The 26321-nt window shown below is 60.1% G+C and carries 28 protein-coding genes; 2 read left to right on the top strand and 26 right to left on the bottom strand.

Annotated elements, in window-relative coordinates; translation table 11 throughout:
- Positions 1–37: 37 nt before the first annotated feature.
- The 12 genes from BC360_RS15670 to BC360_RS15725 all read right to left on the bottom strand — a co-directional run bounded on the left by BC360_RS15670 (position 38) and on the right by BC360_RS15725 (position 10230).
- Positions 38–595, bottom strand: a complete 558-nt coding sequence (locus BC360_RS15670; RefSeq protein WP_065795845.1) for a gamma carbonic anhydrase family protein — start codon at positions 593–595, stop codon at positions 38–40.
- A gap of 52 nt (positions 596–647) precedes the next feature.
- Positions 648–980 (bottom strand): cupin domain-containing protein, encoded by a 333-nt coding sequence (locus tag BC360_RS15675; protein WP_083222579.1) that lies wholly within the window; start codon positions 978–980, stop codon positions 648–650.
- A gap of 9 nt (positions 981–989) precedes the next feature.
- The gene (locus BC360_RS15680; RefSeq protein WP_065795846.1) at positions 990–1994 is read right to left on the bottom strand and encodes a quinone oxidoreductase family protein; all 1005 of its coding nucleotides are present in this window, start codon (positions 1992–1994) and stop codon (positions 990–992) included.
- A gap of 30 nt (positions 1995–2024) precedes the next feature.
- A complete protein-coding gene (locus tag BC360_RS15685; protein WP_065784764.1) occupies positions 2025–2903 on the bottom strand; it encodes a 3-keto-5-aminohexanoate cleavage protein in 879 nt (292 codons plus the stop codon).
- On the bottom strand, positions 2903–3667 hold the full coding sequence (locus BC360_RS15690) for an SDR family NAD(P)-dependent oxidoreductase (protein WP_244512742.1): 765 nt from the start codon (positions 3665–3667) through the stop codon (positions 2903–2905). The genes BC360_RS15685 and BC360_RS15690 overlap by 1 nt, the downstream gene beginning before the upstream one ends.
- On the bottom strand, positions 3664–4590 hold the full coding sequence (locus BC360_RS15695; protein WP_244512743.1) for a dioxygenase: 927 nt from the start codon (positions 4588–4590) through the stop codon (positions 3664–3666). The genes BC360_RS15690 and BC360_RS15695 overlap by 4 nt, the downstream gene beginning before the upstream one ends.
- Before the next feature lie 30 nt (positions 4591–4620).
- A complete protein-coding gene (locus tag BC360_RS15700; protein WP_065795847.1) occupies positions 4621–5406 on the bottom strand; it encodes a glutathione S-transferase family protein in 786 nt (261 codons plus the stop codon).
- Positions 5407–5463: 57 nt separating this feature from the next.
- Positions 5464–6507 carry a branched-chain amino acid ABC transporter permease gene (locus BC360_RS15705; protein WP_065795848.1) on the bottom strand — a complete coding sequence of 348 codons (1044 nt, stop codon included), beginning with the start codon at positions 6505–6507 and terminating at the stop codon, positions 5464–5466.
- Complete coding sequence (locus tag BC360_RS15710) at positions 6507–7385, bottom strand: branched-chain amino acid ABC transporter permease (RefSeq protein ID WP_065795849.1); 879 nt, start codon at positions 7383–7385, stop codon at positions 6507–6509. Before BC360_RS15710 ends, BC360_RS15705 begins: the two co-directional genes overlap by 1 nt.
- 12 nt (positions 7386–7397) lie before the next feature.
- The gene (locus BC360_RS15715; protein ID WP_065795850.1) at positions 7398–8126 is read right to left on the bottom strand and encodes an ABC transporter ATP-binding protein; all 729 of its coding nucleotides are present in this window, start codon (positions 8124–8126) and stop codon (positions 7398–7400) included.
- Entirely contained in the window at positions 8126–8872 is a 747-nt protein-coding gene (locus BC360_RS15720) for an ABC transporter ATP-binding protein (protein WP_083222588.1), read from the bottom strand. Before BC360_RS15720 ends, BC360_RS15715 begins: the two co-directional genes overlap by 1 nt.
- 80 nt (positions 8873–8952) lie before the next feature.
- Positions 8953–10230 (bottom strand): amino acid ABC transporter substrate-binding protein, encoded by a 1278-nt coding sequence (locus BC360_RS15725; protein WP_065795852.1) that lies wholly within the window; start codon positions 10228–10230, stop codon positions 8953–8955.
- 243 nt (positions 10231–10473) lie between these two features.
- Here BC360_RS15725 and BC360_RS15730 point away from each other — a divergent pair, with 243 nt between their 5' ends.
- Positions 10474–11574: a LacI family DNA-binding transcriptional regulator gene (locus BC360_RS15730; RefSeq protein WP_244512744.1), complete on the top strand. Its 1101-nt coding sequence runs from the start codon at positions 10474–10476 to the stop codon at positions 11572–11574.
- A 328-nt stretch (positions 11575–11902) separates the two neighbouring features.
- Here BC360_RS15730 and BC360_RS30790 read toward each other — a convergent pair whose 3' ends face one another.
- Both BC360_RS30790 and BC360_RS15735 read right to left on the bottom strand, forming a co-directional pair.
- Complete coding sequence (locus tag BC360_RS30790) at positions 11903–12373, bottom strand: BA14K family protein (protein ID WP_083222580.1); 471 nt, start codon at positions 12371–12373, stop codon at positions 11903–11905.
- A 321-nt stretch (positions 12374–12694) separates the two neighbouring features.
- Positions 12695–13189, bottom strand: a complete 495-nt coding sequence (locus tag BC360_RS15735; RefSeq protein ID WP_065795853.1) for a hypothetical protein — start codon at positions 13187–13189, stop codon at positions 12695–12697.
- 320 nt (positions 13190–13509) lie between these two features.
- Here BC360_RS15735 and BC360_RS15740 point away from each other — a divergent pair, with 320 nt between their 5' ends.
- A complete protein-coding gene (locus tag BC360_RS15740; protein WP_065795854.1) occupies positions 13510–14031 on the top strand; it encodes a tetratricopeptide repeat protein in 522 nt (173 codons plus the stop codon).
- Positions 14032–14334: 303 nt separating this feature from the next.
- Here the strand turns inward: BC360_RS15740 and BC360_RS15745 are convergent, their stop codons facing one another.
- The 12 genes from BC360_RS15745 to BC360_RS15800 form a co-directional block, all read right to left on the bottom strand.
- Positions 14335–14913 carry a hypothetical protein gene (locus BC360_RS15745; RefSeq protein WP_065795855.1) on the bottom strand — a complete coding sequence of 193 codons (579 nt, stop codon included), beginning with the start codon at positions 14911–14913 and terminating at the stop codon, positions 14335–14337.
- A gap of 284 nt (positions 14914–15197) precedes the next feature.
- Positions 15198–16502: an AAA family ATPase gene (locus BC360_RS15750; protein ID WP_065795856.1), complete on the bottom strand. Its 1305-nt coding sequence runs from the start codon at positions 16500–16502 to the stop codon at positions 15198–15200.
- 15 nt (positions 16503–16517) lie between these two features.
- Positions 16518–17465 (bottom strand): type II secretion system F family protein, encoded by a 948-nt coding sequence (locus BC360_RS15755; RefSeq protein WP_065784753.1) that lies wholly within the window; start codon positions 17463–17465, stop codon positions 16518–16520.
- Positions 17466–17472: 7 nt separating this feature from the next.
- Positions 17473–18426: a type II secretion system F family protein gene (locus BC360_RS15760; RefSeq protein WP_065795857.1), complete on the bottom strand. Its 954-nt coding sequence runs from the start codon at positions 18424–18426 to the stop codon at positions 17473–17475.
- Complete coding sequence (locus BC360_RS15765) at positions 18423–19880, bottom strand: CpaF family protein (RefSeq protein WP_065795858.1); 1458 nt, start codon at positions 19878–19880, stop codon at positions 18423–18425. The genes BC360_RS15760 and BC360_RS15765 overlap by 4 nt, the downstream gene beginning before the upstream one ends.
- A 19-nt stretch (positions 19881–19899) precedes the next feature.
- Positions 19900–20511 (bottom strand): L,D-transpeptidase, encoded by a 612-nt coding sequence (locus tag BC360_RS15770; RefSeq protein ID WP_083222582.1) that lies wholly within the window; start codon positions 20509–20511, stop codon positions 19900–19902.
- Complete coding sequence (locus BC360_RS15775) at positions 20508–21650, bottom strand: pilus assembly protein (protein ID WP_065795860.1); 1143 nt, start codon at positions 21648–21650, stop codon at positions 20508–20510. The genes BC360_RS15770 and BC360_RS15775 overlap by 4 nt, the downstream gene beginning before the upstream one ends.
- 21 nt (positions 21651–21671) lie before the next feature.
- Positions 21672–22316 (bottom strand): TadE/TadG family type IV pilus assembly protein, encoded by a 645-nt coding sequence (locus tag BC360_RS15780; RefSeq protein WP_065795861.1) that lies wholly within the window; start codon positions 22314–22316, stop codon positions 21672–21674.
- Positions 22310–22789, bottom strand: coding sequence for a TadE/TadG family type IV pilus assembly protein (locus tag BC360_RS15785; RefSeq protein WP_065784747.1), 480 nt, complete (start codon positions 22787–22789; stop codon positions 22310–22312). The genes BC360_RS15780 and BC360_RS15785 overlap by 7 nt, the downstream gene beginning before the upstream one ends.
- On the bottom strand, positions 22786–24384 hold the full coding sequence (locus tag BC360_RS15790) for a TadE/TadG family type IV pilus assembly protein (RefSeq protein WP_065795862.1): 1599 nt from the start codon (positions 24382–24384) through the stop codon (positions 22786–22788). Before BC360_RS15790 ends, BC360_RS15785 begins: the two co-directional genes overlap by 4 nt.
- Before the next feature lie 102 nt (positions 24385–24486).
- A complete protein-coding gene (locus BC360_RS15795; RefSeq protein ID WP_208858187.1) occupies positions 24487–24804 on the bottom strand; it encodes a hypothetical protein in 318 nt (105 codons plus the stop codon).
- Positions 24770–26257: a type II and III secretion system protein family protein gene (locus tag BC360_RS15800; RefSeq protein ID WP_065795863.1), complete on the bottom strand. Its 1488-nt coding sequence runs from the start codon at positions 26255–26257 to the stop codon at positions 24770–24772. The genes BC360_RS15795 and BC360_RS15800 overlap by 35 nt, the downstream gene beginning before the upstream one ends.
- Between the last annotated feature and the right edge of the window lie 64 nt (positions 26258–26321).

Genomic DNA, 26321 nt, shown 5'->3' on the forward strand with positions numbered 1-26321 from the left:
CCTGCACCACTTAAAGTGCAAACGAACCGGGGAATTGTCAGGGTCCGTCGCGGTCGGGGCCAATCGCGCGAAGCTCCTTGGGATATGTCTCGGACTTTGCCCGATACCGCGCCGCGGCCAGCATAAGCTTGCCGGCCGTGTCAGCGTTCAGGGCGCGCACGATCTGGGCTGGGACACCGACGACGAGCGAGCCGTCCGGGACCACCATGCCTTCCCGCACGAGCGAGTTTGCACCGATCAGACACCGGGCACCGATCTGGGCACCGTTCAGCACCGTCGCTCCCATTCCGATCAGGCTGCCCTTGCCGATCCGGCATCCATGGATCGTCGCGTTGTGCCCGACGGTCACGTCCTCGCCGATCTCGACGGGATAGCCGGGGTCCGTGTGGATGACGCATCCATCCTGGATGTTGCTGCCGTCACCAAGGACGATCGGCTCATTGTCGCCTCGCAGCACCGCGTTGAACCAGATGCTGACGTCCCGTCCGATGCGCACGTCACCGATAACGATCGCACCGGGCGCCAGGTAAAAGCGGCCGTCGCCGGGGACGACCGGGGCGAGAGATCCCAGGCGATAAAGGCCCGAACCGTTCATCGCATTTTCCATTGCTCATCCCGCAGAAGTCGCGGGCCTGTGACAGCGGCACTCATGTCGGCATGGCCAAAAGGATGGAGGCCGGCGCGTTGGTGCGATTGACAAGCGCCCGCGCCTCCCCTGGCGCGAGCCGACAGCTGTCGAGGAAGCCGAGCGTCACCGTGTCCGTCGAGGTCTCAACGGTAACCTCTCCGGCAACGACGATGTAGATCTTTTCCACCGCCGCGTCCTTGAGCGACGTGTATCCGCCGGGAAGCAAATGCGACAAACCAACCCAGATCGTGTCGGTCTGCGTCGCCTCCTTGCCCTGAAGACGCAGACAGCGCATGTCGTAATGCTCCGGTGCATCGTAGCGTCGCGCGTCACTGTAGCGTGTAACCTGCACGACCGGCCCTCAAGGCTTGAGAAGAACCCGTTCCGGGGTACCTCGGAGCACCGACGCATAGGCCGTGGCGGCATCTGCAAGACCGTAACAGGTGGCGGGATTTATCGGGAACGGCTTCAGCTTGCCTTCCTCGAATTTCGGCCGCAGCTTGTCGAAAATGCGGGCGCCTTCGACAGAGGAAAGCGCAAGCGTGTCGATGCCGATATACTTGTGCCGCCCCCTGAAGAAATTGAAGATATCGAAAGGCACCGAGCGGTCGAAGGTCGAAATGAACACCTGGCGGGCCTGCTTGGCCATGGCATTGTTGGCAATCTCGAAATAGGGACTGCCGACCGTGTTGAAGACGATGTCGGCACCGTGTCCGCCGGTCTTTTCGCGCACGATCGCGGCTATATCGTCCGTTGCGCTGTTGAGCATCTCAACCGGTGCGTTGGTGTGGGCCAACAGAGGCTGCTCGTTGTATTCGACGGCGAAGACCTTGGCCCCGGCCATGGTGGCAAGCTGGATGACGGCCTGCCCGACCTTGCCGTTGCCGCCACAGACCAGAACGACATCGGTCGGCTGGACGCCGCCGGCCTCGCGCAGTCCCTCGAAGGCGGTGATGAAGGGGACGCCGATCGAGCCTGCCTCTTCCATCGTGAAGTTCGCAGGCTTCGCCCGAACGGCCTTCTGGTCAAGAACCATCCACTTGCCGTGGCTGCCGTCCTGGGTGATGCCGAGTTCGCCGCCACCGCCCCATACTTCCATGCCGATCATGGCGGACGGGCCTTCCCGCACGATCCCGCCGAAATCACGCCCCGGGGTGCGCGGCCAGATAGCATGCGGCATGTGCCCAAGCGATGCCTTGACGTCGCTCGGGTTAACACCGGCCGCGACGATCTCGATCAGGACTTGTCCCGGGCCGTGACGCGGGACGGTCACATCGACGAGATCGATCCGAAGATTGTCCAGATCGGGCGATTTCTCCGTGACTTTCAGGGCCTTGGCTGCCTTGGTGTCCACCTGGATGTTCATTTTTTGCCTCCTTGAATTTTAACGATCTTTTCAGGCAGAAAGCCCGAGCATGGCGCGCGCTTGCGACGGACTGGCAATCTGGCCGCCGAGCTTGACGATCAGGTCCTTGGCGCGCTCGACCAGCTCGCCATTGCCTTTCGCCAGCACGCCCTTGGTGAGGTAGGAATTGTCCTCAAGGCCGACGCGAACGTGGCCGCCCAGCAGATAGGCCTGCATGGCCATCGGAAACGACATTCGCCCAACGCCGAAGCCCGTCCACACCGCATCTCGGGGTAGCATGCGTGCGGCAAGCGCCATCACGTCGGGGGTCGACGGGAAACCGTATTTGACGCCGGTCACGATCGTGAACATCGCCGGCGACTTCAGCACGCCTGCAGACAAGAGATCCTGTGCAAGCAGGATATGACCGGTATCGAAGACCTCGAGTTCCGGCTTCGAGCCGGCGTCGTTGATAATCTCGGCCATGATCTTCACATTGCCGGGCGTATTGATCACCACCTCCGATCCGAAGGTCATGGTGTTCAGATCGAGCGTTGCGATATCAGGCTTCAGGGCAACGATGTGCTCGACGCGCTTTTCCGGCCGCATCAATGTGGTTCGCGGGCCCGCGACGGCAGGGTTCTCCTCGGACGGATGATAACGCCCCCCGGGTCCGGTGGTGACGTTGAGGATCAATGCGTTGTTCTTGGCCCTGATGCGCTCGATTACCTCTCGGTAGTATCGCAGCTCCATGGACGGTTTGCCGGTCTCCGGGTCGCGAACGTGGATATGGGCGATGGCCGCGCCCGCGTCGGCGGCTTCCAGGCATGCGTTTGCGATTTCCTCGGGCGTTACCGGCAAACCCGGATGGTGCTCCCGCGTGGTCAGGTTGCCGGTTACGGCACAGGTGATGATGACGTTTGGCTGCATTACAGATGCCTTCCCCCATCGACGACGATCCTGTCGCCGGTCGAAAACCTTAAGTGTGTGGCGCAGGCAAGGATCGCGTCTGCGACATCGGCCGGAGACGTGATCCGCTTGAGCGGTGTCGTTGAAGCGACCTTGTCATTGAACTCCTTGCCGCGCCCGGGTACGAACTGCGTGTCGACGGCACCCGGCGAAACCGTCAGAACACGAATTTCCGGCGCGAGCGCCCGTCCAAGCGAGTTTGCCATGATGTCGAGGCCCGCCTTGGCGCCGCAGTAGGCAACGTTCGAGCCGATACCGGTGAAGGCGGCGATCGATGACACATTGACGACGAGACCGTCACCGGTAGCACGCAAGGCCGGTGCAAAGGCGCGGATGGTGGCAAACACGCCGCGCCAGTTGTTGATGAATATCTGGTCGATGAGCTCGTCGGTCAGGGCGTCGAGATCGGCATGGGGAACCGGCTTCGTGACGCCGGCAGCATTGACGAGGATGTCCACGCGTCCCGTCGCTTCAAGCGCGCGGTCGCGGAAAGCCTCGATGCTCGCCGTCTGCTCTATCGAGACCGGCAATGCCAGATGCCCGGTCCCTGCCAGGTTGGCGGCCAACTCTTCCGCCCGTTCCTTTCCAGCGCGATAACCGACGACCACGCGGGCGCCGGCCGAAGCTGCCTGCCTGCAGGTCTCCTGGCCAATGCCGCCCGACCCTCCGACGATAATTGCGACCTTGCCTTCAAGGGGCTGGCCCGAACGTGACATCGTGGTCATGCCTTTTTCCCCGAGATCGGAGGGATGGGATAGCTCGGCGTTCCCGCCACGAGCTTGAAGTCATAGCGGCATGTGTAGAACGGTGCCTTCATGCCGGGGAATTCGACATCCGGCCTGTCGTGGCGCACGAAATCGCCGACGATCTGCTGCTTGGCACCGAAGACCACATCGGCAAGCAGGGCGTCTTGGCTGTCGGCGAAAATCTGCGTCACCAGGGTCTTGTGTCCTGGGGCATAAACGATGAAGTGGATGTGGGCAGGCCGCATCGGAGCACGCTGCTGGGCTCGCAGCAGATCGCCGACGGGACCGTCGGTGGGAACCGGATAGCCGGCGGGCTTGACTGATACGAAGTGAAAGCATCCGTCCGCATCGGTCGTGAATTTTCCGCGCAGGTTGAAGTCGCCCTGGCTCTCGTCCTGGTTCTCGTAGAGCCCGACCGGCGATGCCTGCCAGACATCCAGTACAGCGCCTTCGACCGGATAGCCTTGGGCACCGATCACCCGGCCCGTGAACACCAGGCCGGCACCCGGGGTCTCTGATCGCGCGATGCATTCGCCAGAGACGCAATGCGGCGCGTGGCCCCGATAAAACGGTCCGAGCAACGCCGACATGGTCTCGCCTTGCATGCCGTTGTTGTTGATAAGATCGATGAGGGTTGAGACGCCGATGACGTCAGCCGCGAGCACGACCTCGTTGTTGCTCTCGTTGGTGTGATGTCCGAGAGCCGCGATCCAACGCAGACCGAACTCGAACTCCTCCTCCGTCAGGCGCGCCTCCAGGACGAACTGATGCAGGTGCGAAACCAGCGACGTCATGACCTGCTTGAGGCGAGGGTCGCTCGTATTGGCCATCGCCTCAAGCACGACGGGAGTAACGTCCCCTTCCCGTGATATCAGCTTCCGAGCAATGTGCATGTGGTTCATGGTCAGTCTCCAATCGTCATTGCAACGGCGTCAGGCCACGGCCGGCTCGGTGCCCTTTTGTGCGATATTCAGGTGCGGGTATTTTTCGGTGAGCAGCGAGCCGTGGTAGAAGGCCTCGGCATAGGCTGCGGTCGCTTGAAACGCGGCAAGCCAGGCGGCGATTGCCGGATAGGCCCGCCACATGGCGGACAGATTGATGTCGGCCATACGGACAATGACGGGCATGATGGCGATATCGGCAAGCGTCATCTCGCGCCCCATCACCCATGGACCGCCACTGTCTTCAAGCCATCGCGCCATGCGGTCGATGCCGCGTTGCAGCCGTCCCAGAGCCTCATCCATCTCGGCTTCAGGAAACCCGGTCTTGCCCATTTTCATCAGGAATTCGCGCCTGAGCGGCTTGCTGTCGCAAAGCGCCTGAAACTCCGCATCGCTCATCGACTGGAAATGCGGAAGGAAGGCGAGGTTATAGGAAGGAACGCGGATCGCAGGCGTCGGCACCTCGTCTATGAAGCGCATCTTGGCTCGCATCTCCGCGGCGCGAAGTGGTGTCGCCGGGCGAAGGGGGGCGACATCCGGCAGGATGTCTTCGAGATACTCGATGATGACTGCTGAATCCGTGACAGCCATGCCGTCGTGCACCAGCGCTGGCACCACGCCGTTGGGGTTGATGGCGAGATAGTCCGGGCTCAGCTGGTCGCCGCGAAAGAGATCCAACCTTCTTTCTTCGAACGCCTGGCCTTTGGCGTGCAGCACGTACCGGACGCGCTGGCTGCAGGTTGACTGCGGCGCGTTGTAGAGAACGAATTCCGTCATTGTCGTCACTCCCGGAGTTCTAACGGTGATGGTCTCGGTGACCCGCTCTGGTCGTCCTCAGTCCCAGTTGAGGAACCGCGGCAACTTGTCTTTTCGCGCCAGTGTCCCGATGACTCCGAGCGGGAAGAACATCAGGCCGATCGCCATCACCAGACCAGTGCCGAGGATGTTGATCTCGGAAGCCCCCATGGTAGCCACGAAGAGTTCGTTGATAGCGACGATCAGGATCGCACCGATGACCGGACCGGCGATCGTGCCCTTGCCACCCAGGATGCACATGAGCACGAGGTTGGCCGACACCAGAATGATCAGGAAGATGTTGGGACGCAGGTAGGTGAGGTATTCGCCCCACACTGCGCCGGACATTCCCACGAAGAAGGCGGACGAAGCAAAGGCGAGGACCTTGTAGAAGCGCGTATTGATACCAGCGCTTTCGGCCTTGATCTCATCCTTGGAAATCGCGCGCAGACCGAGCCCGAACTTGGAATGCTTGATCCTGTAAGTCGCCCAGACCGTGAAGGCGGCCATCGCGATGAAGGCGTAGTAATAGGGAACTTTCGCCCACAGCACGGACAGGTCGTTGATCGGCAAGGACAGGCCGTTGGCGCCGCCAATGAAGGTCCAGTGATCGAAGAGAATGCGCACGATCATCAACAATGCGATCGAAGAGATGATGAAGCTTGGACCGCGCACTTTCAACGTGATGAGACCAACGAGGTACCCGACGATGGCCGCGACGAGACCGGCGAGCGGCGCGGTCAGGATGGTGGAGATGCCGAGCCGCGCGAGCAGCATGCCGGAGAAATATCCTCCAATCGCAAAGAACACCGCGTGTCCGAGCGAGACGTAGCCCGCAAAACCGCCCAGGATGTTCCACCCCGACGCCATCACGACATAGGAAGCGGTGAACAGGACAAGATGAAGGACATAGTTGTAGTTGCCGGTGAGCTGCACGAGCGGCAGGGCCGCAAGGACCAGGAGCAGGGCGACGGGGAACCAGGTCGCTCGTTTCTGGTCGGCTCTGCGGGCAAGCCGTTCATTGTGGGCGCGGCGCGCGGCGAGCAGGTCGTCGGCATTGGTGTTCTGGAAACTGAGGGCCATTATGCCAACTCCGGTTTTTCGCCGAACAGGCCCTGCGGCCGTACCAGCAGAATGACGAACAGGGCGAGGAAGAAGGTCATCGTCGACCAGGTCGCACCCACCCAGGTCCCGACGAAGGCGGCGATGATCGAAAGCGAGAAGGCCGCGATCACCGTACCGAGGATGCTTCCCATGCCACCGAGCACGACGACGGACATCAGCATCGCAATCCATTCCCATTGCTTGGCGGGGAAGAAGCTGAAGACGAAGCTGACGAGCGATCCGGCGGCCCCGGCAAGTCCGATGCCGATGGCGAATGCGAGGACGCTGATGAAGTTGACGTTGACCCCGAGAAGCTCTGCCGCATCGCGGTTCTGCGTCGTCGCCCGGATGGCATAGCCGAGCCTTGAATACTTCAGGAACAGGCTGAGGCTGGCGATGATGACGATGGAAACGATACCGGCATAGAGCTGCCCCTTCGGAACGAAGACGTCACCGATGAAGAACGCAGCCGTGGCATAGTCTGGCGAGGTGACGCGCTGCGTATTGGTGAACAGCCCACCCAGAAGTCCCTCGACCATCATTGCCAGGGCGAAGGTCAAAAGCACCGTCATTTCCGAGTAGCGCGCGCTTTTTGCCTCCCGTGCAAACATCAGGCGGTAGATGAGGACACCGATTGCCGCCATGATCAGCGAGGCGACCGGCAGCATGACGATCGGATCGACGCCCCAGAGCTTGAAGCCCCAATAGGTGACATAGGCGCCCGCGATGATCAGTGATGGATGTGCGAGATTGACGATGCGCATTACGCCGAACACGAGCGACAGGCCCGAACCCATCAGCGCGATGACGCCGCCGAGCGCCAACCCCAAAATTGTGACTTGTATGATTTCTGACATGTCTTCCCTCCGTCAGGCGGCCTTCTTGCCGCCGAGGTAGAGTTCCTGGATCCTGGGATCGGAAAGAACGTTGGTGGCTGGGCCTTCGAAAAGGGTTTTGCCGAGATCAAGAACGACGCCCCAATCGGAGTTTTTTAGCCCCATCGTCGCGTTCTGCTCGACGAGCAGGACCGTGACGCCTTCCGCAGACATCATCTTCATGATGTCGAACATCTCCTGGACGATCTTTGGCGCGAGGCCGAGTGACGGCTCATCGAGCATGACGATCGCCGGCTTGATGATCAGCGTGCGGGCCATGGCAAGTGTCTGCTGCTGGCCGCCGGACATTGTCCCAGCGTGCTGGTCGGCACGTTCGCGCAGAATGGGAAAGCGCTCGAGAATCGCTTCTATCCGCCGTTCCAGTTCACGCGCGTCATCAAGAATGAAGCCTCCCATCCGCAGGTTTTCGCGAACGGTCATCTTCGGAAAGAGAGCGCGTTCCTGCGGAACGAAGCAGATACCCTTGCGCAGGATCTGGTCGGGACGCAGGCCATTCAGGCGCTCACCCTTGAAGACCACGTCGCCCTTGCGGATCGTCAGCATGCCGCAGATTGCCTTGAGCAGCGTCGATTTGCCGGCGCCATTGGGGCCAATGATGCAGTGGACCTTGCCGGGCTCGACCGTCAGGTGAGCGCCGTCGAGGATGGCCGGGCCGTCGCCATAGCCGGCGGTAATGTTGGTAACCCGGAGAAGTTCGCTCATCACGCCGCCTCCGCCTCGAGCACGCCGCCGAGATAGGCGTCGAGAACGTCCCGATCCTTTCTGACGATCTCGGGCGTTCCCTGGCAGATCACCCTGCCCTGCGCCATGACCACGACCTTGTGCGAGAGGCGCATGATCAGGTCCATGTTGTGCTCGACGATGAGGACGGTCAGCCCCTTTGCGTTCAGCGCGAGGATATGACCGACGATCTCCTCCAACAGCGATGGGTTGACGCCTCCGGCGGGCTCGTCGAGCAGGATGATCTTCGGATCCGACATCAGGAGTGCCGCCAGATCCATCAGCTTTTTCTGACCGTAGGAAAGATTGTGCCCGTCTTCATAGGCAATGCGGGTAATCCCGAGGAAGTCGAGGATTGCCATGGCCTTGTCCTTTTCGCGCGGCGAGACGGCCGGGCTGAACAATCCGCGGATGCCCTCGGCGCGCGATTGCACGATGACATTCTCGAGAACCGTCATATCGGCCAGATTGCGCGAGATCTGAAACGTACGGCTGAGCCCCTTGGAAGTGATTTTATGCGGTCGCAGATGATCGATGCGCTGACCGTCAAGCCAGACTTCGCCGCTGGTCGGGACGACCGTGCGGCTGATGCAATTGAAAGCGGTGGTTTTGCCGGCCCCGTTCGGTCCGATCAGGGCGGTGATCGAGCCCTGCTCGACCTTGAACGTTGCCGCGTCGACGGCTTTGATGCCGCCATAATGCTTACAGAGATTCCTGACTTCGAGCACGGGCTCGGCCTCCTTGCGTGAAAAATGCATAGGAACGGATGGGAACGCCGAGCCGACGGCGTTCCCATTGGCAGGCGGCCTTAAAAGCCCGCCTTCGGATATGCCATCGGGGAAATCCCCTCGAACTCCCCGGTCGGGTAGACAAATCGCATCTGCCCGTCCTGCCACTGGGTCATGATATGAGATTTGCTCTCGGGCAGGCCGATGTCGTCCCAGGAGAACCGCCCAAGCACCGTGCGCACCGGATCATCCTTGGTCCGCGCGTTCAGCCATTCGCCCATCTTGGCGTTGTCGGTGGTGCCAGCCCCGATGATGGCCTGCTCGATCCCCTGGCAGACTGCAAAGGGAATAGCGCTGTCCTCATCCGGTTCGGCCGAATACTCGGCTTCGAATGCCTTGACGAAATCGGCATTATTGAAGGGTTTTCCGGCAATCGTGCTTTCGAACGGCACGTCCTTATGCCAGGTCGTATGGATAACGACACCTTCAGCGGCTTCCTTACCCACACCCTCGATGTATTCGGTCTGAGCGCCCTGGCTGAGATAGACGAGTTTCGGGGTTGCGCCGACGGTCTTGAGGCTGCGCGTCAGCTGCACCGCCTCTTCTGCCGAGGCGGTCAGTCCGATGATCATCTCGGCGTCCGATCGCTTGATCGAGTTGGCAAGATTGAGCCAGTCGTTGAAGCCTTCTTCAGGCCATTTCTCTTCCATCACGACCTTGATGCCGGCATCCGCGAGATAACCGGGCGCGAGATCGGCGATTTGCTTGTCGTTTGCCGGATCGATCACCTTCTGGCCGAGAAGCCCTGCGGCAATGGCATTTGCAAAGAAGTCGTCGGCGTGAACGATGGCCACGGACTTCGGTGCCTGGTCGGCCGGGATCAGCGCCTTGATCATGCCGACGACGTCCTTGCCGGTGTATTCGGCGGCATTGACCTGGAAATAGAACATGTTCTTGAAGCCCTGGGCGTAAATGCGCAGCGCCCCGCCCGAAGGGATCGGATGGACCATGTTGTACTTGGAGAGCACGCTTCCGACCGGAAACGTCAGCCGACTTGAGAACGTCCCGTATACCGCATCGACCTTGTCGACATTGATGAACCGTTCGTACTGGTTGATGGCGGTCGCCGGATCGGACCGGTTGTCGCTGACGATGAGCTCGACCTGCCGGCCGAGAATGCCGCCGGCCTCATTGATCAGCTTTGTGCAGAGCTCATAGCCCCGCTTATGTTTCTCACCGCTGACGGAAAGCCCGCCGGTAATCGGCAATGATGCGCCGATTCGCAAGGTCTCCGCGTAGGCGGCATTGGACATCAGCATCGCGGCCGTCGCGGCCAAGACAAATTTCAACTTTCCCATTGGTGCTCCTCCCAAAGCAATCGATTGCATACCCTCTTCCGAAAAAACCCCCGAGATTGACCTCAAGGGCACCATTGCCGGTCTGCCAGGCTCCTCAACCCGAAAAACCGCCTGCGTATTCTGGATTGCACTAGCGTTGCGTGCCATTCACGCAATCGATTGCATTCGACATTTGCAAATTTCCGAACCGGCGTCAAGTCAATCTCGCAATCGATTGCATGAAATTTCGTTTGGATGTATGAGATGGTTCGAAAGGTGCGGGCCGTCATGTTGAAGAAGCGAATAACCCTCAAGGACATAGCTCGGGAAACCGGCGTTCACGTCTCGACCGTTTCGCGCGCCCTCGATCCGGTGGAACGCAGAAGCATAACCCCGGAAGTGATCGAGAAGGTGCACGGAGCTGCCGAACGGCTCGGCTATCGGCCGAACCGGATTGCCGCCGGTCTGCGCACCAACCGCACCATGACAGTCGGGGTAATGATCCCTGATATCACCAACGTGATCTTTCCGCCCATTCTCCGTGGGATAGAAAGCGTGCTGGAGCCACTCGGCTACGCCTCGATCATCGTCAACACCGATAGCGAGAAGGAGCGGGAAAGCCGGCTTGTGGATGTGCTGCGCGACCGTGGCGTCGACGGGATCATCCACGCGGCTGCCTTGCGCAGCGATCCTTCGATCGCTCGGGCCGCCGAGGACGGCATGCCTGTCGTTACGCTCAACCGCCGTGTCGAACGCGCCTGCATTCCCTACATCATCAACGACGAGGAAGGCGGCATCCGGCAGATGCTGTCACACCTCAGCGACCTCGGTCATCGTTCGATTGCCCACATCGCCGGACCACAGAATCTTTCGACCGGCCAGTTGCGGCTTGCTGCCTTTCGGGATTGCGTAACCTCCATGAAGCTTTCGCACAACGAGCGGCTGGTGGTCACTGCAACGCGTTTCGACGAGGACGAAGGCATGCGTTGCGTCGACGCCCTCTTGTCGTCGCAAGAGCCGTTTACCGCGATCCTCTGCGCCAACGACCGTCTTGCGCTTGGCGCCATCGAACGCTTGCGCGGGCGCGGCTTGCATTGCCCGACCGACGTATCGGTAAGCGGCTTCAACGACATGCCCTTCCTCAACCTGATCCGCCCGAAGCTGACGACGATCCGCATTGAGCAACACAGCGCTGGGCGGACGGCGGCAACGCTGCTCATGCGGCTGATCAATTCGAACGACCTTGAGTCCGTGCCGATCGAGACAATCCTGCCGGTCGAATTGATCGTCCGGGACAGCACTGGCCCTGCAAAGGACGCCGCGCCGAGGCCGACTGGGCGCTACAGCGCCGCGCGTCATACATGACGCGCTGAGGACGCTGTAACGCTTTAAACTTGCTGCATAATTTATCCTTAAACCGATTCCGATTTAAGGAATTATGCAGTAAGCGGCGCCACTGGTGCGCGGCCTGCCAAATCGATCGATGTTTGCAAACGCAGCCGCCTCGGCTTCTTTCGCCGCGAGGGATGCCTCCCACTTGGATCCCGCCTCCCAGCCGCGACCACAGGTGCTTGAAAAGGCGATCTAATCTTTAACGGCCTACCAAGCGCCGACCACAGCATGCGTCAGGTGCGCATTTTTGCCGACGGCTACCGGTTGCCAAGCGTCGATCGGCAATGCCCCGGCGCTCTGATCAATAGTATGGCGAAATGCACTCCTGGCGTGGCCCATAATAGGGCTGAAACGTGTTGTCGTAGGCCCTGTATGAACGGTAGGTGTTGTAACACCATTCGACGTGGGCTGAACTGGCGTTCGAATAGACCCGACGGGGTGGCGACGCGATCGCACCACCGATGGCTAAGCCTGCTCCGAATGCGGCCAGAGGATACCACCATCCATCATTATGCCGACGGTAGCCGTCCCGTCGGTAACGGTAACCCTGGTAGCCGTTGTAATAGCCGTATCGTGGGCCCGAATTGTAACGATGATTGCTGTATCCGCGTGAGTGCGGCGGACCACCATAATGACCGGGCTTGTGGTGGATCAGCTCTGCAGCCTGGAAATTCGGAGGATTCACCGACATTGGAGACATAGGCAATGCCTGTGCCGACACTGCCGTAAGGGCCGTGGCAACTGCAACTAACACTGCACCTATTTTTTTCATGACATCACCCGACAGTTTTTCGTCAGGTCATTTTCCAGTGAACGCCATGAACACAGCATGAACAGCATTCGGCTCGCCAGAAACTTGCGCCAACAACCGCCAACCTTCACTTTAAGCTGCCATTGAACGGGGACTCCGTTCTGCGCTGCGCCACGAATGTGATGCGCTCGCTTCACGTGCCCATGCCATGCCTTGCGCGGACAAGTGAGCGAGGTGCGGCAAAGGGCCAATGAGACGATCCGGCTCGGGGTCCCATGACGTTTTCGACTTCTGGCACCACCACAAAGGTAGCGCTCACCTCCCTGCCGAACTCGATGGGAGTTAAACACGAATGCGCTTGATGATCGCCGCATGGGCGTTGAGGCACGCCAGAAATACGAGCACAAGCAGGACGAGCCCCGTCGGCGATCTCAGCACAACCGACCAGCTACTGGCGGGAAGCTGAGAGAATGAAGCGCTGGCAAGCCCTGCGCCGTTTCCTGAGATCTGGATCACCGCAAGCCCTGAGGCGATGAGCGCGACATGCGCGTGAACGAAGCGCAGTCGCAGATATCGTTCCGGGCGCACGGCGAGATAGGCACCAACCGCGGCGCCGACGGTGAGCATCGCGACCGCGCCCCAGAATACCGACTCTGGAGCGGAGACGAGGGTAAGCACGAGTCCGCGCGTCGAGGGCACCAAGGCCATATACACGCCCCAGGCGAGTGCGCTGGACGGCGCGTTTGCGACCAGCGCGACGCTGATAAGGGAGAGGGCGGCGGCCCCGTAGACCGCGCAAGGCCCAAGCCGAATGACCGTCATTACTGAGGCTCGCATGTTTCGATTCCTATCCCCCGCACGCGCCGAGCAAGAAAATATAAGATGACGCTTAATTGAGGCTTACCGAGGTGCCGCTACCTCGGATAAGAATCGGTCCATCTGCTTTTATTACTCCCGCCGCCTCGTATTTGTCGTCATCAAGCAGACGGCTATCGTGCTCACAAGACCGGAGCGAAAAACGGACCTTCGAGCTCGTCGTCAGTGTCTCTTTAATGCGACTCGCAATTTCAATTCTTTCTTTATTAGTTATTTTTCAGCAAGATTTTCGATGAGCCCATCTGCAGGCGAGGCTAGGATACCCGAAATTAGGGGGACGAATGGTAATGTCTCGGAGCAAATCAGGACGCGTTGTGCTTTTGATCGTTGGGGGGCTGATACTGGCCGGATGCCAAACGGACGCGCTGGACGATGTGGCCGCCTTCGGCGATAGCGCGAAAACTCTCAACGATGATTCGGCGGCCGCCTTCTACAAGGACGATGAACTGGTGACCACGGGCAAGCTCCAGTTTCAAGAGAAGAACTACGGAAAGTCCTACGCGATCTACAAGCGGGCAGTTGACGTCTTTCCGCGAGACCCTGCCGCATGGTTGGGCTTTGCGGCCTCTTCCGACATGATCGGTCGCTTCGACACGTCCGACCGCGCCTACGCGCAACTCTCCAAAATGATTGGCGGTACGGCCGTCTACTACAACAATATTGGCTATTCCCACTTGCTGCGCGGCGACCTGCCCGGGGCCCGCAAGTACTTCCTGAAAGCATACGAGCTCGATCCGGCGAACGAGACGACGGCCAGGAACCTGGAGCTGATGAAGAACAGCGTCAAATACGCGCAGCGATAAGCCGCGACACCACCCACACGGGTCCGCCGGCGCCAAAACGCCGGCGGTGAGCTTCCTTATGCAGCTTCCGTTCCGAACTGAACAACGGCAGTGCCGCCGGAGCGCTGCTGCATGTTTCCTTAAATCCTAGCCGATTTAAGGAAACATGCAGCAATTCAAAGTCCTACAGCGACCTTTTGCGCGTCTGATAAGACGCGCGGCGCTGTAGAAGACGCACAACGCCAGGCAACAGCCAACCGCTGCCATAGCAACGCTGCGTCGAGCAATTTGCGGGAGAGAATCTATTTCAAGGCAGGTTCGGCCCTACCGCACCTTTCTCAGCACAAGCTTGCCATCCGCCGAGACAGACCGTTCGTAGCGTGGCAAGTTCGCGATGGAACCGCCCTGAGGATCGGCTGCGGCCAGGACATCGTCGACTGCGTTTTCCGGAGCGGAGACCGAATAGGATGATGGCGCCAAGCGCTGGGTCACTTCCTTTCCAGGCGCGCTGATGATCATGCTGCCGCTGGAGGCAAACATGCTCGGGTTCATGCGGTCATCGAGATCGGCGACATCCTTTTGCAGCTCCTCGACAGTCTTTCGAACGGCCGCCATGTCGTCGGCCCTGGCGCCGTTGGCGATGTTCGCGGCCTGTTTGCTAATCTGCTGCTTCAAACCATCGATCGAGCGCTTGAGAGCGGAAAGGCTTTCTCGGCTCTCGCGGACGTCTGCGGCATTCTTGGCCGTGTAGAGCAAAATACCCGTGTTGAGCGGCAGCAGCATAAGGGCCAGTGCGATGATCGGCGTGCTCCGCGAACGGCTTGGCTCCTTGGCGGCGTGCTCGTTACGCCGCAATGCAGCGTCGGGCTTGATGTCGACCTCGACATTCGAAATATGCGTCATCGAATTCCTCCGTCACGAAGCCGGGCCTTAGCCCAACCTCTCTGTGTTTCCCGAAACCCCAGATCCCCTTGGGGCCACGTTCACTTCAGGCGTTCCGCGTTGCCGAGCTCATGATCGTTTGCCTCAGTATTTCAGACATCTCTTAATGACATCCCATTGTCGGCCCACTTTACAGCGCCACGCGTCAAACATGACGCGCAAAGGACGCTGTAACGCTTAAACCTGCTGCATAATTTTCTCCTTAAATCGCTTCCGATTTAAGGAATTATGCAGTAGCCCCCGCTTCAGTCCAATGTGAACACCCCTCCCCAAGCCCGGTCCAGCATCTCCAGCGACGCGACCTTCGGCATGTCGTTGAACTCGCAATAGGAGGAAATGAAATCCAGGAGATATTTGGGATGGTAGCAGGACGCTGGCATATCCCCCTCGTATTTTCGTTCGTAGAACAGGTGCAAATCACTGCTCACCAAGTCTATCGCGGCCTTGCGGGCGTAGGACTCAAAGATACGTAGATATTCATCCCGCGAAGGGTTGTTCACATATATCTTATATTTGAGGCGCCGCAGGCCGGCTTCGTCGGAGAGCTCTCGTGGTGCAATGTTGGTCGAAAAGACGACAAGCTCATCGAACGGCACCTTGAACTTCTTGCCGGTATGCAATGTCAGGAAATCGTAGCCCCGCTCGAGCGGCACGATCCAGCGGTTGATGAGCGCCTGGGGTCGGTCCTGCTGGCGCCCAAAATCGTCGATGATGAAGACTCCGCCTGATGCCTTCAGATGCACCGGGGCTTCGTAGACACGGGAGCCTGGGCTATAAGTCAGGTCGAGCAGATCCAGGGTGAGCTCGCCACCGGTCTTGATGACCGGCCGCCGGCATTCCACCCATCGCTGGTCGGCCTTCGGGTGCGGCCTGACCGCCGGTTCACTCACTGGCTGATGCGTCGCCTCGTCATAGAAGCTGATGACATAACCGCCGACCTCGATGGCATAAGGCACCCAGATCGTCTGCACGAAAAGCTCCGAGGTCCGCTCGGCGATGCTTGTCTTACCATTGCCGGGGGGGCCATAGAGCAGGATGGAAAGGCCCGAATTTACGGCCGGCCCAAGCTTCTCGACCAACGCCGGCGACAGCACCAACCCTTCCAGACTCCGGACTAACCGCTCATAGGTGACGCGTTCGTGGTGAATTGACTGCAAGCCGATCTGGCGACAGAAGGCATCGAGAGACACGGGAGCCGGGCCAATGTATTCTGACTGTCGTGCCGCCGCCTGCGCATAGTCCATGCCCTTCATCGAAAGCGCATAGCGGATGTCGGACTTGACGTCCTCCCCCGCAAGCCCCCTCGCCTCGATATATGCGAGCTTCACCAGCTCCTTGATCAGAAGATTGATCACCACCTTCGGCAGCTTCATCCGGGCCGCCAGGTGCGATGGCGTCACGGTATCCCGTTCCGTCGCGCATTTTGCCGCCAGCCGCAACATGAACGACACATCAAGGCCGGTTTCCTCGAGGCTCATCGGCGCCATCGGCATCCGCGGATCGAGTGCGACGGCGAAGTCTTCGCGATCTTGTTCGGGTGAATACTGCATATAGCCCCCTACGTCCTATCCACCAGGCTTCAGGCCGGTGAGAATGCCGACGACACGCATGACGATGGGCACGAGCACGATAATGAGGCTCACGGGAAACAGGAACGCCCCGAGCGGCAGCAGCATCTTGATCGGCAGGGAATTGGCCTTTTCCTCGGCCCGCACGACACGAAGATCGCGCATTTCCTTACTGTAAACGCGCAGCGTCTGCGTGACGCTCGTTCCCAGCTCCTCCGACTGGCGAAACAGCACCGCGAGCGCTCGCGCTTCGTCAATCCTGAGCCGCGTTGCCAGGTTGGCCAGGGCATCACGCAAGCGACGTCCGCCGCGCACCTCCAGCATCATGATCGAAAGATGCAGGCCGAAATCCTGCCGCTTGTGGACGAATTCTCTCGCGACACGGTTTGCCGCCGCCTCGATGCTCATTCCGGCATCCAGGCAGACGATCAGCATGTCCATGAAATCGGGAAAGAGCCGCCTGTACTCGCGCTCCTTGGCCTGACCGCGCCGATCGATTTGGATGTTGACCAGAACAAAAGTGATGCCGGCGGCAAACATGGCGACGACCACGCCTGCGAGGCGCGACATTTCAGGAATGAAGCGGTCAAGGGCCCAGACGGCTGCAACCAGGACACCAATGCAGATGAGCGCACGGATCAATTGGAACACCGTTACCGCGCCCGCACTGAAATACCCGGCGCGGATCAGCCGGTTCTGTGTCGAGTTGGCATTCCGATCGCGTCGGGTGATCTCGAAATAGCGGCGGATCAATCGGTTTTCGACTTCACCGAAGTCAACAATCGCACCGTCGCCAAGCTGGAGTTCCTCCCCGCCTGCCGTCACCGTCGTTTCCGATATTCGGAGACCGACCTCGCGGCGCCGGAAGACAAATTCGGATGCGGCGCCGGTAAATATCAGCACCGAGAAGAAAACGATGAGATAAATTCCATACTCACCTAGCATGGTGGCCTCAGTACTCGAAGTTAACCATCTTGTAGAGAATGACGTTTCCGACTGCCATGATCGCAAACAGAACCACAACCACGGTTGTGCCGTGGCCGCTATTCCAAACAGGGTCGAAATACGTCGGTGAGAGCGTCTTGATCATTGCATAAAGAAGAAACGGATAGAGTGACATAAAGATCGCGGTGATCCGTCCCTCCGACGAGATCGCCTTGACTTTGGCCTTCAGCATTGAGCGATCACGCAACGTCTTTGAGAGATTCTGAAGGATCTCGACAAGATTGCCGCCGGTCCCTGCCTGAACGCTCAGCGAGATCGCCAACAGATTGAGGTCTTCCGCACCCACGCGATCGCCAAGGTTGGCGAGTGCATCGTCCAACGTGACCCCATAGGTCAGTTCGTCCGATAGAAGACCGAACTCCGTTCCGACCGGATCAGGCATTTCGCGCGCCACCAGGGCAATCGCGGCCGGCAGTGGATGGCCGGCTGCAAGGCTCCGATTGGCAACATCGAGTGCTTCTGGAAGTTTTTGCGTGAATTTTCGAATACGGCTCGCCCTGGCGCGCCAGACGACAAGCACTGGAAGGAGCAGGCAAATCATCAGGAAAACCGGAACCCGGACGATGTTGCTCGGCACCAGAAACTGGACGATCAACCAGATGAAAAGCCCGCCAGCAATTGCATAGAGCACAAATCGCCTTGGGTCGAACTTGATGCCGGACTGCGTGTAGAACTGTCTGATGAACTGCATCAATGGCAGCGAACGCCAATCCTCGTCGGCACCGCGCTCCTTCAGCATATCGCGATAGGTTTTGCGATGGTCATCACTTTCATCAAGCAGGCTCAGGCGATGGTTGACCGCCCGCTGACGCTCCGATTTCGTGAAGTAACTGCGCAGCAAAGCTTCGGCGGAAACCAGCACTGCGATGAACACGGCGGCATAGAGCAGGAGCAGACTCATGGTTCAACGACCCCCGTTTGCAGCGGCTTTCCAGGATCGAAAATCAGCGGGGAGACGGCGATCCCGAGGTCCGCGAACTCCTCGATGAAACGAGGGCGAAGCCCGGTTGCCCGGAATTCCCCGCGAATGCGGCCATCATCCTCTGTGCCGGTCCTCTTGAACCGCATGATCTCCTGCATCTGGACGACCTCGCCCTCCATGCCTGTGATTTCGGAAATCGAGACGACCTTGCGACTACCGTCGCTCAAACGCTGAACTTGCACGATAACCCGTATCGCGGAGGAGATCTGCGAGCGGATACTGAGCTGCGACATGGGCATGCCCGCCATGCCGACCATCTGTTCGAGCCGGCCGACGGCGTCACGCGGCGTGTTGGCGTGAATGGTTGTCATCGATCCCTCGTGACCAGTATTCATCGCCTGCAGCATGTCGAAGGCCTCCTCGCCGCGCACCTCGCCGACGATGATTCGATCGGGACGCATGCGCAGCGCATTCTTCAGCAGCTCGCGCTGCCGAACCTCATTGCGGCCGTCGAGCGTTGGCGGTCTGGTCTCCAATCGCCCGACATGCGGCTGCTGCAGCTGGAGCTCGGCCGCATCCTCGATTGTGATCAGACGTTCCTTCGGCGAGATCTGCGACGACATGGCGTTGAGCAAGGTCGTCTTGCCCGAGCCGGTGCCACCCGAGATGATCATCGACACCTTGCCTTTGACCGCAGCGCTCAGAAGAATGCGCATCGCATCCGCCATGGCGCCGTATTCGACCAGGCGCTCCAGCGTCAGAGGCGAGCGGGTGAATTTGCGGATCGAAACAAGCGGCCCGTCAACCGAGATCGGCCGGATGGCAACGTTGACGCGCGACCCGTCCTTGAGGCGGGCATCGACCAGCGGTGTCGATTCATCGACGCGACGTCCGACAGCTGAGACGATCTTGTTGATCACCCGCAACAGGTGATCCTCGTCCTTGAAGCGAACCGCCGTGCTTTCGAGCCTGCCCCTTCGTTCGACATAGACACTTTTGTAGCCGTTGATGAGAATATCCGCGATCGTATCATCGGCCAGCAGCGGCTCTATGGGCCCGAGCCCGAGCATCTCGTCGGTGATCTCACGGATCAGATCATTGATTTCCTTGGCGTTGAGCGGGAAGTTGTTGCGGCGGATATAATCCTTGACCAGCGGCCTGATCTCGGCGGCGATCTCTTCGTTGTCGAGTGTGTCGAGAATGCCGAGATTGATGCGGTCCAGCAGGTAACGATGCAGGTTGACCCGCTCGGCGACCATATCGAGGCCGAGCGAGGCTTCCAGCCCGACGGTTGCGGCAGCTTCGCCAACATGGGGACTAGGCGCCACCGTGTTCGCAGGCACCTCAGCGGAAAGAAGATCAGCGGGCTCCGCAAGTTCCCCATCACCCGTCTGCGTCTGCTTGTAGAAACGTCCGATGAACCCGGTTGCCATTGACCTTCACCCTGTTCGACTATCTCACAATCACTGTCGCTCCGACTTTCACTCGGTCATAGAGATCGATGATGTCGGCATTGCTCATCCGGAAGCATCCCGAAGACGCGAAGTTCCCGACCGTCGACTGGTCGTTCGTTCCGTGGATGCGGTAAAGCGTGTCGGCGGTTCCGCGGTAGAGATAGATGCCGCGCGCACCGAGCGGGTTGAACGGGCCAGCAGGCACCAATTCCGGAAGCTCAGGCGCACGCGCCTTCATCTCGGCCGGTGGCCGCCATTCGGGCCACTCTGCCTTTCGACCAACCCTGACGACGCCACTCCAACGAAAGCCGTCGCGGCCGACTGCGATCTTGTAACGGATGGCGCGATTGCCGGAGATGATAAGATCGAGCGTCCGATTTTCACTGACGATGACGATCGTGCCGGCCGGATAGTTTTTCTCGACCGTCACCGTGGCGCTCGTCCTCGGTCCAAGGTTTCGCGGCACGAGCCCGCTCGCCAATCCATCGGTGGCGGCGCTTGCAAGTCCAACCGAGACCGCAAACAGCAGGACCCGCACCACTCGGTCGCAAGCTGAAGCATTGCCGTGTCGCCATCTCGGTCCGTCGCTGCGATGCGCGTACACTCTCATCTGACAAGCGCTCCAAGCTTGTTGACGGCGCCGCAGAAGCGCGAGCGCGAGTTTACCTCGATCGGCAGCACGCCACGGTTCACCGCCTCGCTCATCGTGTCCCAGTCATAGGGAATGATATGCGCATGCGTATCCTTGAAGATTTTGTCCACCTGCTCCCGGCGCACGCCAAGGCTGAAAAACTTCGTCCGATACTTGTTGATGACGATCTGGATCGAGTCCGCGTTGCCGCGCAACCGCACCAGATTGAGGAAGAGATCCTTGGCCTGATGGAGGGCGGGGATCGTCATCTCCGTGACGATGCAGATGCTGTTGACCGATCCGAGCACAGCATCCTTCCACGGTGTGTTGTAGTAGGGAATATCGATGACCGTGTGGTCGCTCTCGAAGGCTGCGACATCCAGCATGCGCAACACCAGCTCGGCGCCCTTCGGTGCCAGAAGGACCGACGGTTGTTTGAAGGACAGCAGGGAAAAGCCGCTCGAATGGCGTTTGCGCACGAGATCGATGAATTCGAGGTCGACGCGCGACGGATTGGCCATGACGGGCTTCAGATCGTAGTCGTTGACAAGGTTGAGATAGTAGCCGAGCGAGCCACAAGAAAAATCCAGGTCGAACAGGTCGACGCGCGGCGCCGAGTTCTTCGTCGACTGGGCCAGTACATGGGCGAGTGACGAGGAGATCACACTGGCGCCGGCGCCGCCAACGGCCGAGACGACGGCATGAACCCGGCTATCGCTGGCGCCCGCACCCGGCGCATGCGTGGAGATCATGTCGATCAGCGAGCGCCGCTCGAGCGGCTTCTTCAGCCAATCGTCGCCATTCAGCCGGAAGAGCGGCCGTAGCATCTCGTCCGGCAGATCTTCCGAAACGATCACGAGCGGAATGTTGCGGTGGCTGGTGCGGAATGCAAAGAGGCCGGGGCGGTTCAGCATCTCGCCATTGTCGACATCCAGCACGATCAGGTTGAACTGCGTCGGATCGAACCGCCCCGCATCCGCAAGTGCTGTCAGCGCCATGTGGCGCACTTCGTAGCGCGACAGCGAACCGAACGTATCGAGCATGAAGCTCGCAGCCGCAGCGTCGTCGGAAAGGACAAGGATCTTCGTGGATGCTGCGAAGTTCATATGAGCTGTCATCTCACTATCCCACGCTGTATTTTAAGGAGCCGGGCAGGTTGAACATGTCCGGAGGTCTTCCGAAGTAATCGTCACCGGATGGGCGGGAATGGTGATGTCATTGAGCCCAAGCAGCGCGCCGAGGATGGGCAGGTCGAAGGTGATGTTCTGGCTTGCAAGGCGGATCGTGACCACTGCACCGTCTGGGCGGCCCCAGTAGCCGAGCCCCGAACGCTCATAAGTGACGACCACGTTATTCTTTCGAAACCGCGGATTGATGTGGCACATCCCGGGACGTGCCCCGAGCGCAAGCTCCGGGCAACTCTCCGCCGCGGCGGAACCGTAAACGATACGGTTCAATTGACTGTTGCAGTTGACGCCCTCGCAGGTCCATATGCGCGGAAGGCCGGCTGGAGCGGGTCGGACGCCTGTTCCGACGACCAGGGGATCGGTGGACTCAACAGCCGTAACCGGGTTGAAATTGGAGTTGACGGGATCAGAGACTGCCGCCAGGCGCGCTCCGTATTGCAGTGCCTTGACCGTCTGGTTCCACTGATGCATGGCATAGCCGAACTCGACGAAGGCAGCAAACATCAGAATGACGAGCGGAAAGGTAATCAGCCCTTCGGTGAGGCTGACGCCGCGGGTATCCTGCCAGAAGGCGCCGACTGTGCGGAGGGTCACCATCCAATATACCTCTCTTCATGGGAGGAGTTGATGGTGATGGTGTCGATGCCGAGCCAGCCGAACAGAGGCGAAGTCTGGTAGAGATGCGACGTTTCGACGGTGATCGTGCCGTTGGTGCTGATCGGCGAAATATCGAGTGCCGCCGTACCCGGGCCCCAGCCTGGAACACGCAAGGGTGTTCCCGTGGGCGGAATGGGGCTGCCATAAAACGCGATCTTCCTTGCAATATCTTCAGTGCAGTAAGAGGTGTATGTTGGAGATTGTCGGCAGCGCGACCAATAGCGCCCGGCGTCTCTGAGCCCCGCGTCGATCTGCATCCGTTCCCAAAAGATGTTGCCGAATTCGAGTATGCCCGCCGCAAACAGCGTGACGAAGGGCACCACCACCAGCGCCTCGGCAAGCACAGCGCCCTCCTCCCTCCGCCAGAAGCCGAGACAGAGCCGATGCCGGATCAGGTGTCGGAGCGCCATCATCGGACCAACTCAGCTTCTTCGCGCAGGAACTCATCGAGCGTGCCGCGTCCGCCCTGCCCGGTTATGTCGATGGTTTCGAGCGTCATATAGCGGTCGCTGCCAGAGGATTGGGCAGGTTTGACCAGAAACATCCGTGCGAAGGCCAGCGCCTTGACGCGGTCGTGCCCCGTCGGGTCCTCATGAATGCAGTTCACGATCGCAGCGAAGATCTCCCTCCGGTTGCCGTACACACTGTCCGGATAGGTGGAGAGATCGTAGCCCTTGTGGCATTGCGGAATACCGGTCTCGCCACTCGGCGCCTTGTCCGCCAACAGATTCGCTTTGCCGAGCTCGTAGTTATAGACGTCGTAGGCAGACGGATTGACGCCGGCCGGTGTCGGCCCGCCCGGATAGCTGGAGGAATAGGCCTTGATCTCCGACGCCGGCGCAGCGGGCGGGGTGTAGCTAGGATTGGACTTCAACGGGCTCGGCTTCTTACCCGAATGCGTAATGTCCCAATACATGTTGACGTTCCAATTGTTGCTGGTCGCAATCCTGCCGCCGCCACCACCGATGCCCTGCATCGTCGCGCCATAGCCGAGCGGAACGGCATCATAGGCCTGCTCTTCGGGAGAGTAGGACTTGCAACTATTACCGGACTGCTGCTGCGCCATGCGGACATTGCCTGCAGGCCGGTAGAGCGTGTTGTTAGTCTCGTTGTTGAACGAGCCGCCGTAAAGTCCGAAGCGCGTGTTGAGCCCATCCTCAACCGGCCCGGCCATCACGCCCGTCTTGGTTTCGAGATCTTCCTGCTTGTAGCAGACACCCGGCTTGCCGGAGCCGAGAGCCTCGGCCAACGCGCTAGCTCCATTGCCGAGGGCCGTTCGGAGGAAGCCAAAGTTACCGGGTCCGACGCTGTAACTGCCGCTGTTGTGCAACTCGATCTGCACGCCATAGAGATCACCGGCCGCAAACTTTTGGTGGTAGTCCCGGGCTGAACCCTCCGGGTCGCCCCCAGCCGGATCCTCGAAAGGATTGCAGATATAGATCGGCGTCACGTCGCAGGCGCTCGCCCGGTAGACTGCCACCGCCTCGGCGGAGACGCTGATCGTATCCCTGCTGAAACCCACCGGCAGAGGGAAGATCGTTTGCATCTGTACGCGCTCGTTCGGGACGAAGACCCAGGCGTAGGACGCCTCGTTTGAATTCGTCGTCTCCATCGATCCGGTGATGGGATCGTCATCGTTGGCGGGAATTTCCTTGAGAAATCGGACGTTGACCGTGCCCTTTGCTGGATCCCCGGCGTCGAAGGACACGGGGTCGTATGAGCCGAGCGACATGCCGGTTCCGCCGCCGGCAAAGGCCGCGCTGTTGGTGACCCTCTTGATCGCCGCTTCGGCCCGCTCGATCGCGTCGTCGCGGCCGTCAAGCTCGCGGGCGCCTGCAAGCGCCATCGCGTCGACGGCGTTCTGAAGGTCGGTATGGAGATTGCTGCTGCGCCCGACATCGATGACCAGCAGGGAGAAGCCGAGCAGCAGCGGCATGGCAATCAGCGTCAAAGCAATGACGTAGCCGCGATGATCGTTCCAGAACCGTCCTATAGCCCTGTTCAACATTGGCATGCCCCTCCATCGCGGCGGCGTTGCCGTCGTGACGCGCTGTTTCTACTGCAGTCCTTTCCGGCGCTGCCGCCGTTTCTTAAACGCTGCCTTCTAACATCACTGCCCGGACATCGCTCCGTTGGACGACTGCGCAGGCGCGGGCAGGACCATCGCCGATGGCCCTCCACCGTTCTGATAGCTGCGGACAGCCCTATGGACCACCTTGCCGTCGGCGGCGATGTGGGTGTTCTGTGCCACCCGCGGGAAGGGATCCTGTGTGTGGATGCCTTTGTTCGCTTCCACCGCGTTTCCAAGCCCGAAGGTGATCGTGTCCCTGTGGTTCATGTAGTCGGCGCAGCCGGTGACAAGGCTCGCAACAGCAACGACCAGCAGTGCGCGCCTACTTCTTCGCAACAGCAAGTTCGCCTCCCACATTGAGATCGAGACGGTGGCCATAGGGACCTGTCACGCCTTCGCCATCGCGGAAGCGGCGCAGCATGTCCTTGTCGACCTCCAGGATGCCGAGCGCAAACAGCTCGACATCATTCGACGAGCGCGTCTGGTCGAGCGGAGTGTAAAGGTCCTCGCCGGGTGCTGCCGGTCGCACGATACGCGGCGTGACGACGATGACGAGATCGGATTCCTTTTTCAGAAAGCTGGTCGAGCGGAACAGCGCGCCAATCACGGGAAGTTTCCCCAATCCCGGCAATTGCTGGATGTCCTTGGCGTTGGTCGACTGCAAGAGACCGGCCATTGCGAAGCTCTGGCCGTCGCGCAGCGCCACCGTGGTCTTGGCCGCGCGTGAAATGAAGCCGGGATTGCCGTTGACGTTGATCGATGTGTCGAGCTCGGAAACTTCCGGCTCGACCTTCAAGCTGATCAGTCCGCCGTCGAGCACCACCGGCGTGAAGGACAGCCGCACGCCGAACGGCCGGTAGTCGGTCTGGGTCGCAACCGTCGCACCGTTGGCCACAGTTGTCAGGATCGGCACTTCACCGCCCGCGTGGAAATTTGCGGTCTCACCGCTCATCGCGATCAGGTTCGGCTGCGCCAGGCGGCGCACCAGCCCCTTTTGTTCAAGAGCGTTGATGACGACATCGATTTGGCCGCCGGAAATTTCGAGCACCTTGGCGATCAATTGGCCGAAAGGCTGCATGCCGGTTGCCGCGCCGGCCGCATCCCCCAGCGTACGGACGAGTGCGCCGTCGTCTACCGCGATACCCTGGCTCGTCGTTGCCTTGCCGATGCCGTTCCTGCCCTGCCCCGACCAGCCGATGCCGAGGTCCCGGCCGGTTTGGCGCGAGGCTTCGATCACCCGGACCTCAAGCATCACCTGCTGGGAATCGTTGACGCGCAACTGGTTGAGGACCGGCTGATCGGAATAGGATTGGGCAATTTCCAGCACCCGCTGCAACTCAGTGGCGTCGCGGACGATGCCGGTCAGGCGGATGCGGTCATTCGAGTTGATCACCCGAACCTGCGACCCCGGCGAGGCGGAGCGGATGGCCGAGGCGACTTCGCTGAAATCGCTGGCGATGCGGATATCGATGACACCGACAAGCTTCTTGTCGTCGTCATAGACCGAGATGTTCGTGGCCCCGGTCTTCTTGCCGCGAATGAACAGCGACCTGTCGGAAAGCGGCACCACATCGATCAGCTCGGCGCTGCCTATGACGAGATCCCCGAACGGCTTGGCGGTTCTGATCGTCATCGTCTCATTCGGCGGGAGGTTCACCTGCTGAACGGCCCCCCCGAGGTTGACGAATTTTTCCTGTGCATCGGCGCGTCCGGCCAGGCCGGGGCCTAAGACGCCATAGGCCGAAACTACGGCGACCGTCGCCGCGAGGGCTTTGGCACGTGCCGCCCCCTTCAAGCTTCCCCTCAACATTCCAGCCTTAGCCTCCTCTCGTCGAAGCCCGGCCTGCCCCCCTCAGAGCAGGCCGTATTTCATC

The organism is Ensifer sp. LC163, assembly GCF_001695855.1.
In the GTDB taxonomy this organism is placed as follows: domain Bacteria; phylum Pseudomonadota; class Alphaproteobacteria; order Rhizobiales; family Rhizobiaceae; genus Ensifer.

Bases quoted from the DNA above. Each gene is read 5' to 3' on its own strand.
- BC360_RS15670 (WP_065795845.1), bottom strand. From the start codon at position 595: ATGAACGGTTCGGGCCTTTATCGCCTGGGATCTCTCGCCCCGGTCGTC.
- BC360_RS15680 (WP_065795846.1), bottom strand. From the start codon at position 1,994: ATGAACATCCAGGTGGACACCAAGGCAGCCAAGGCCCTGAAAGTCACG.
- BC360_RS15685 (WP_065784764.1), bottom strand. From the start codon at position 2,903: ATGCAGCCAAACGTCATCATCACCTGTGCCGTAACCGGCAACCTGACC.
- BC360_RS15690 (WP_244512742.1), bottom strand. From the start codon at position 3,667: ATGACCACGATGTCACGTTCGGGCCAGCCCCTTGAAGGCAAGGTCGCA.
- BC360_RS15695 (WP_244512743.1), bottom strand. From the start codon at position 4,590: ATGAACCACATGCACATTGCTCGGAAGCTGATATCACGGGAAGGGGAC.
- BC360_RS15700 (WP_065795847.1), bottom strand. From the start codon at position 5,406: ATGACGGAATTCGTTCTCTACAACGCGCCGCAGTCAACCTGCAGCCAG.
- BC360_RS15705 (WP_065795848.1), bottom strand. From the start codon at position 6,507: ATGGCCCTCAGTTTCCAGAACACCAATGCCGACGACCTGCTCGCCGCG.
- BC360_RS15710 (WP_065795849.1), bottom strand. From the start codon at position 7,385: ATGTCAGAAATCATACAAGTCACAATTTTGGGGTTGGCGCTCGGCGGC.
- BC360_RS15715 (WP_065795850.1), bottom strand. From the start codon at position 8,126: ATGAGCGAACTTCTCCGGGTTACCAACATTACCGCCGGCTATGGCGAC.
- BC360_RS15725 (WP_065795852.1), bottom strand. From the start codon at position 10,230: ATGGGAAAGTTGAAATTTGTCTTGGCCGCGACGGCCGCGATGCTGATG.
- BC360_RS15730 (WP_244512744.1), top strand. From the start codon at position 10,474: ATGGTTCGAAAGGTGCGGGCCGTCATGTTGAAGAAGCGAATAACCCTC.
- BC360_RS30790 (WP_083222580.1), bottom strand. From the start codon at position 12,373: ATGAAAAAAATAGGTGCAGTGTTAGTTGCAGTTGCCACGGCCCTTACG.
- BC360_RS15735 (WP_065795853.1), bottom strand. From the start codon at position 13,189: ATGCGAGCCTCAGTAATGACGGTCATTCGGCTTGGGCCTTGCGCGGTC.
- BC360_RS15740 (WP_065795854.1), top strand. From the start codon at position 13,510: ATGGTAATGTCTCGGAGCAAATCAGGACGCGTTGTGCTTTTGATCGTT.
- BC360_RS15745 (WP_065795855.1), bottom strand. From the start codon at position 14,913: ATGACGCATATTTCGAATGTCGAGGTCGACATCAAGCCCGACGCTGCA.
- BC360_RS15750 (WP_065795856.1), bottom strand. From the start codon at position 16,502: ATGCAGTATTCACCCGAACAAGATCGCGAAGACTTCGCCGTCGCACTC.
- BC360_RS15755 (WP_065784753.1), bottom strand. From the start codon at position 17,465: ATGCTAGGTGAGTATGGAATTTATCTCATCGTTTTCTTCTCGGTGCTG.
- BC360_RS15760 (WP_065795857.1), bottom strand. From the start codon at position 18,426: ATGAGTCTGCTCCTGCTCTATGCCGCCGTGTTCATCGCAGTGCTGGTT.
- BC360_RS15765 (WP_065795858.1), bottom strand. From the start codon at position 19,880: ATGGCAACCGGGTTCATCGGACGTTTCTACAAGCAGACGCAGACGGGT.
- BC360_RS15770 (WP_083222582.1), bottom strand. From the start codon at position 20,511: ATGAGAGTGTACGCGCATCGCAGCGACGGACCGAGATGGCGACACGGC.
- BC360_RS15775 (WP_065795860.1), bottom strand. From the start codon at position 21,650: ATGACAGCTCATATGAACTTCGCAGCATCCACGAAGATCCTTGTCCTT.
- BC360_RS15780 (WP_065795861.1), bottom strand. From the start codon at position 22,316: ATGGTGACCCTCCGCACAGTCGGCGCCTTCTGGCAGGATACCCGCGGC.
- BC360_RS15785 (WP_065784747.1), bottom strand. From the start codon at position 22,789: ATGATGGCGCTCCGACACCTGATCCGGCATCGGCTCTGTCTCGGCTTC.
- BC360_RS15790 (WP_065795862.1), bottom strand. From the start codon at position 24,384: ATGTTGAACAGGGCTATAGGACGGTTCTGGAACGATCATCGCGGCTAC.
- BC360_RS15795 (WP_208858187.1), bottom strand. From the start codon at position 24,804: ATGTGGGAGGCGAACTTGCTGTTGCGAAGAAGTAGGCGCGCACTGCTG.
- BC360_RS15800 (WP_065795863.1), bottom strand. From the start codon at position 26,257: ATGTTGAGGGGAAGCTTGAAGGGGGCGGCACGTGCCAAAGCCCTCGCG.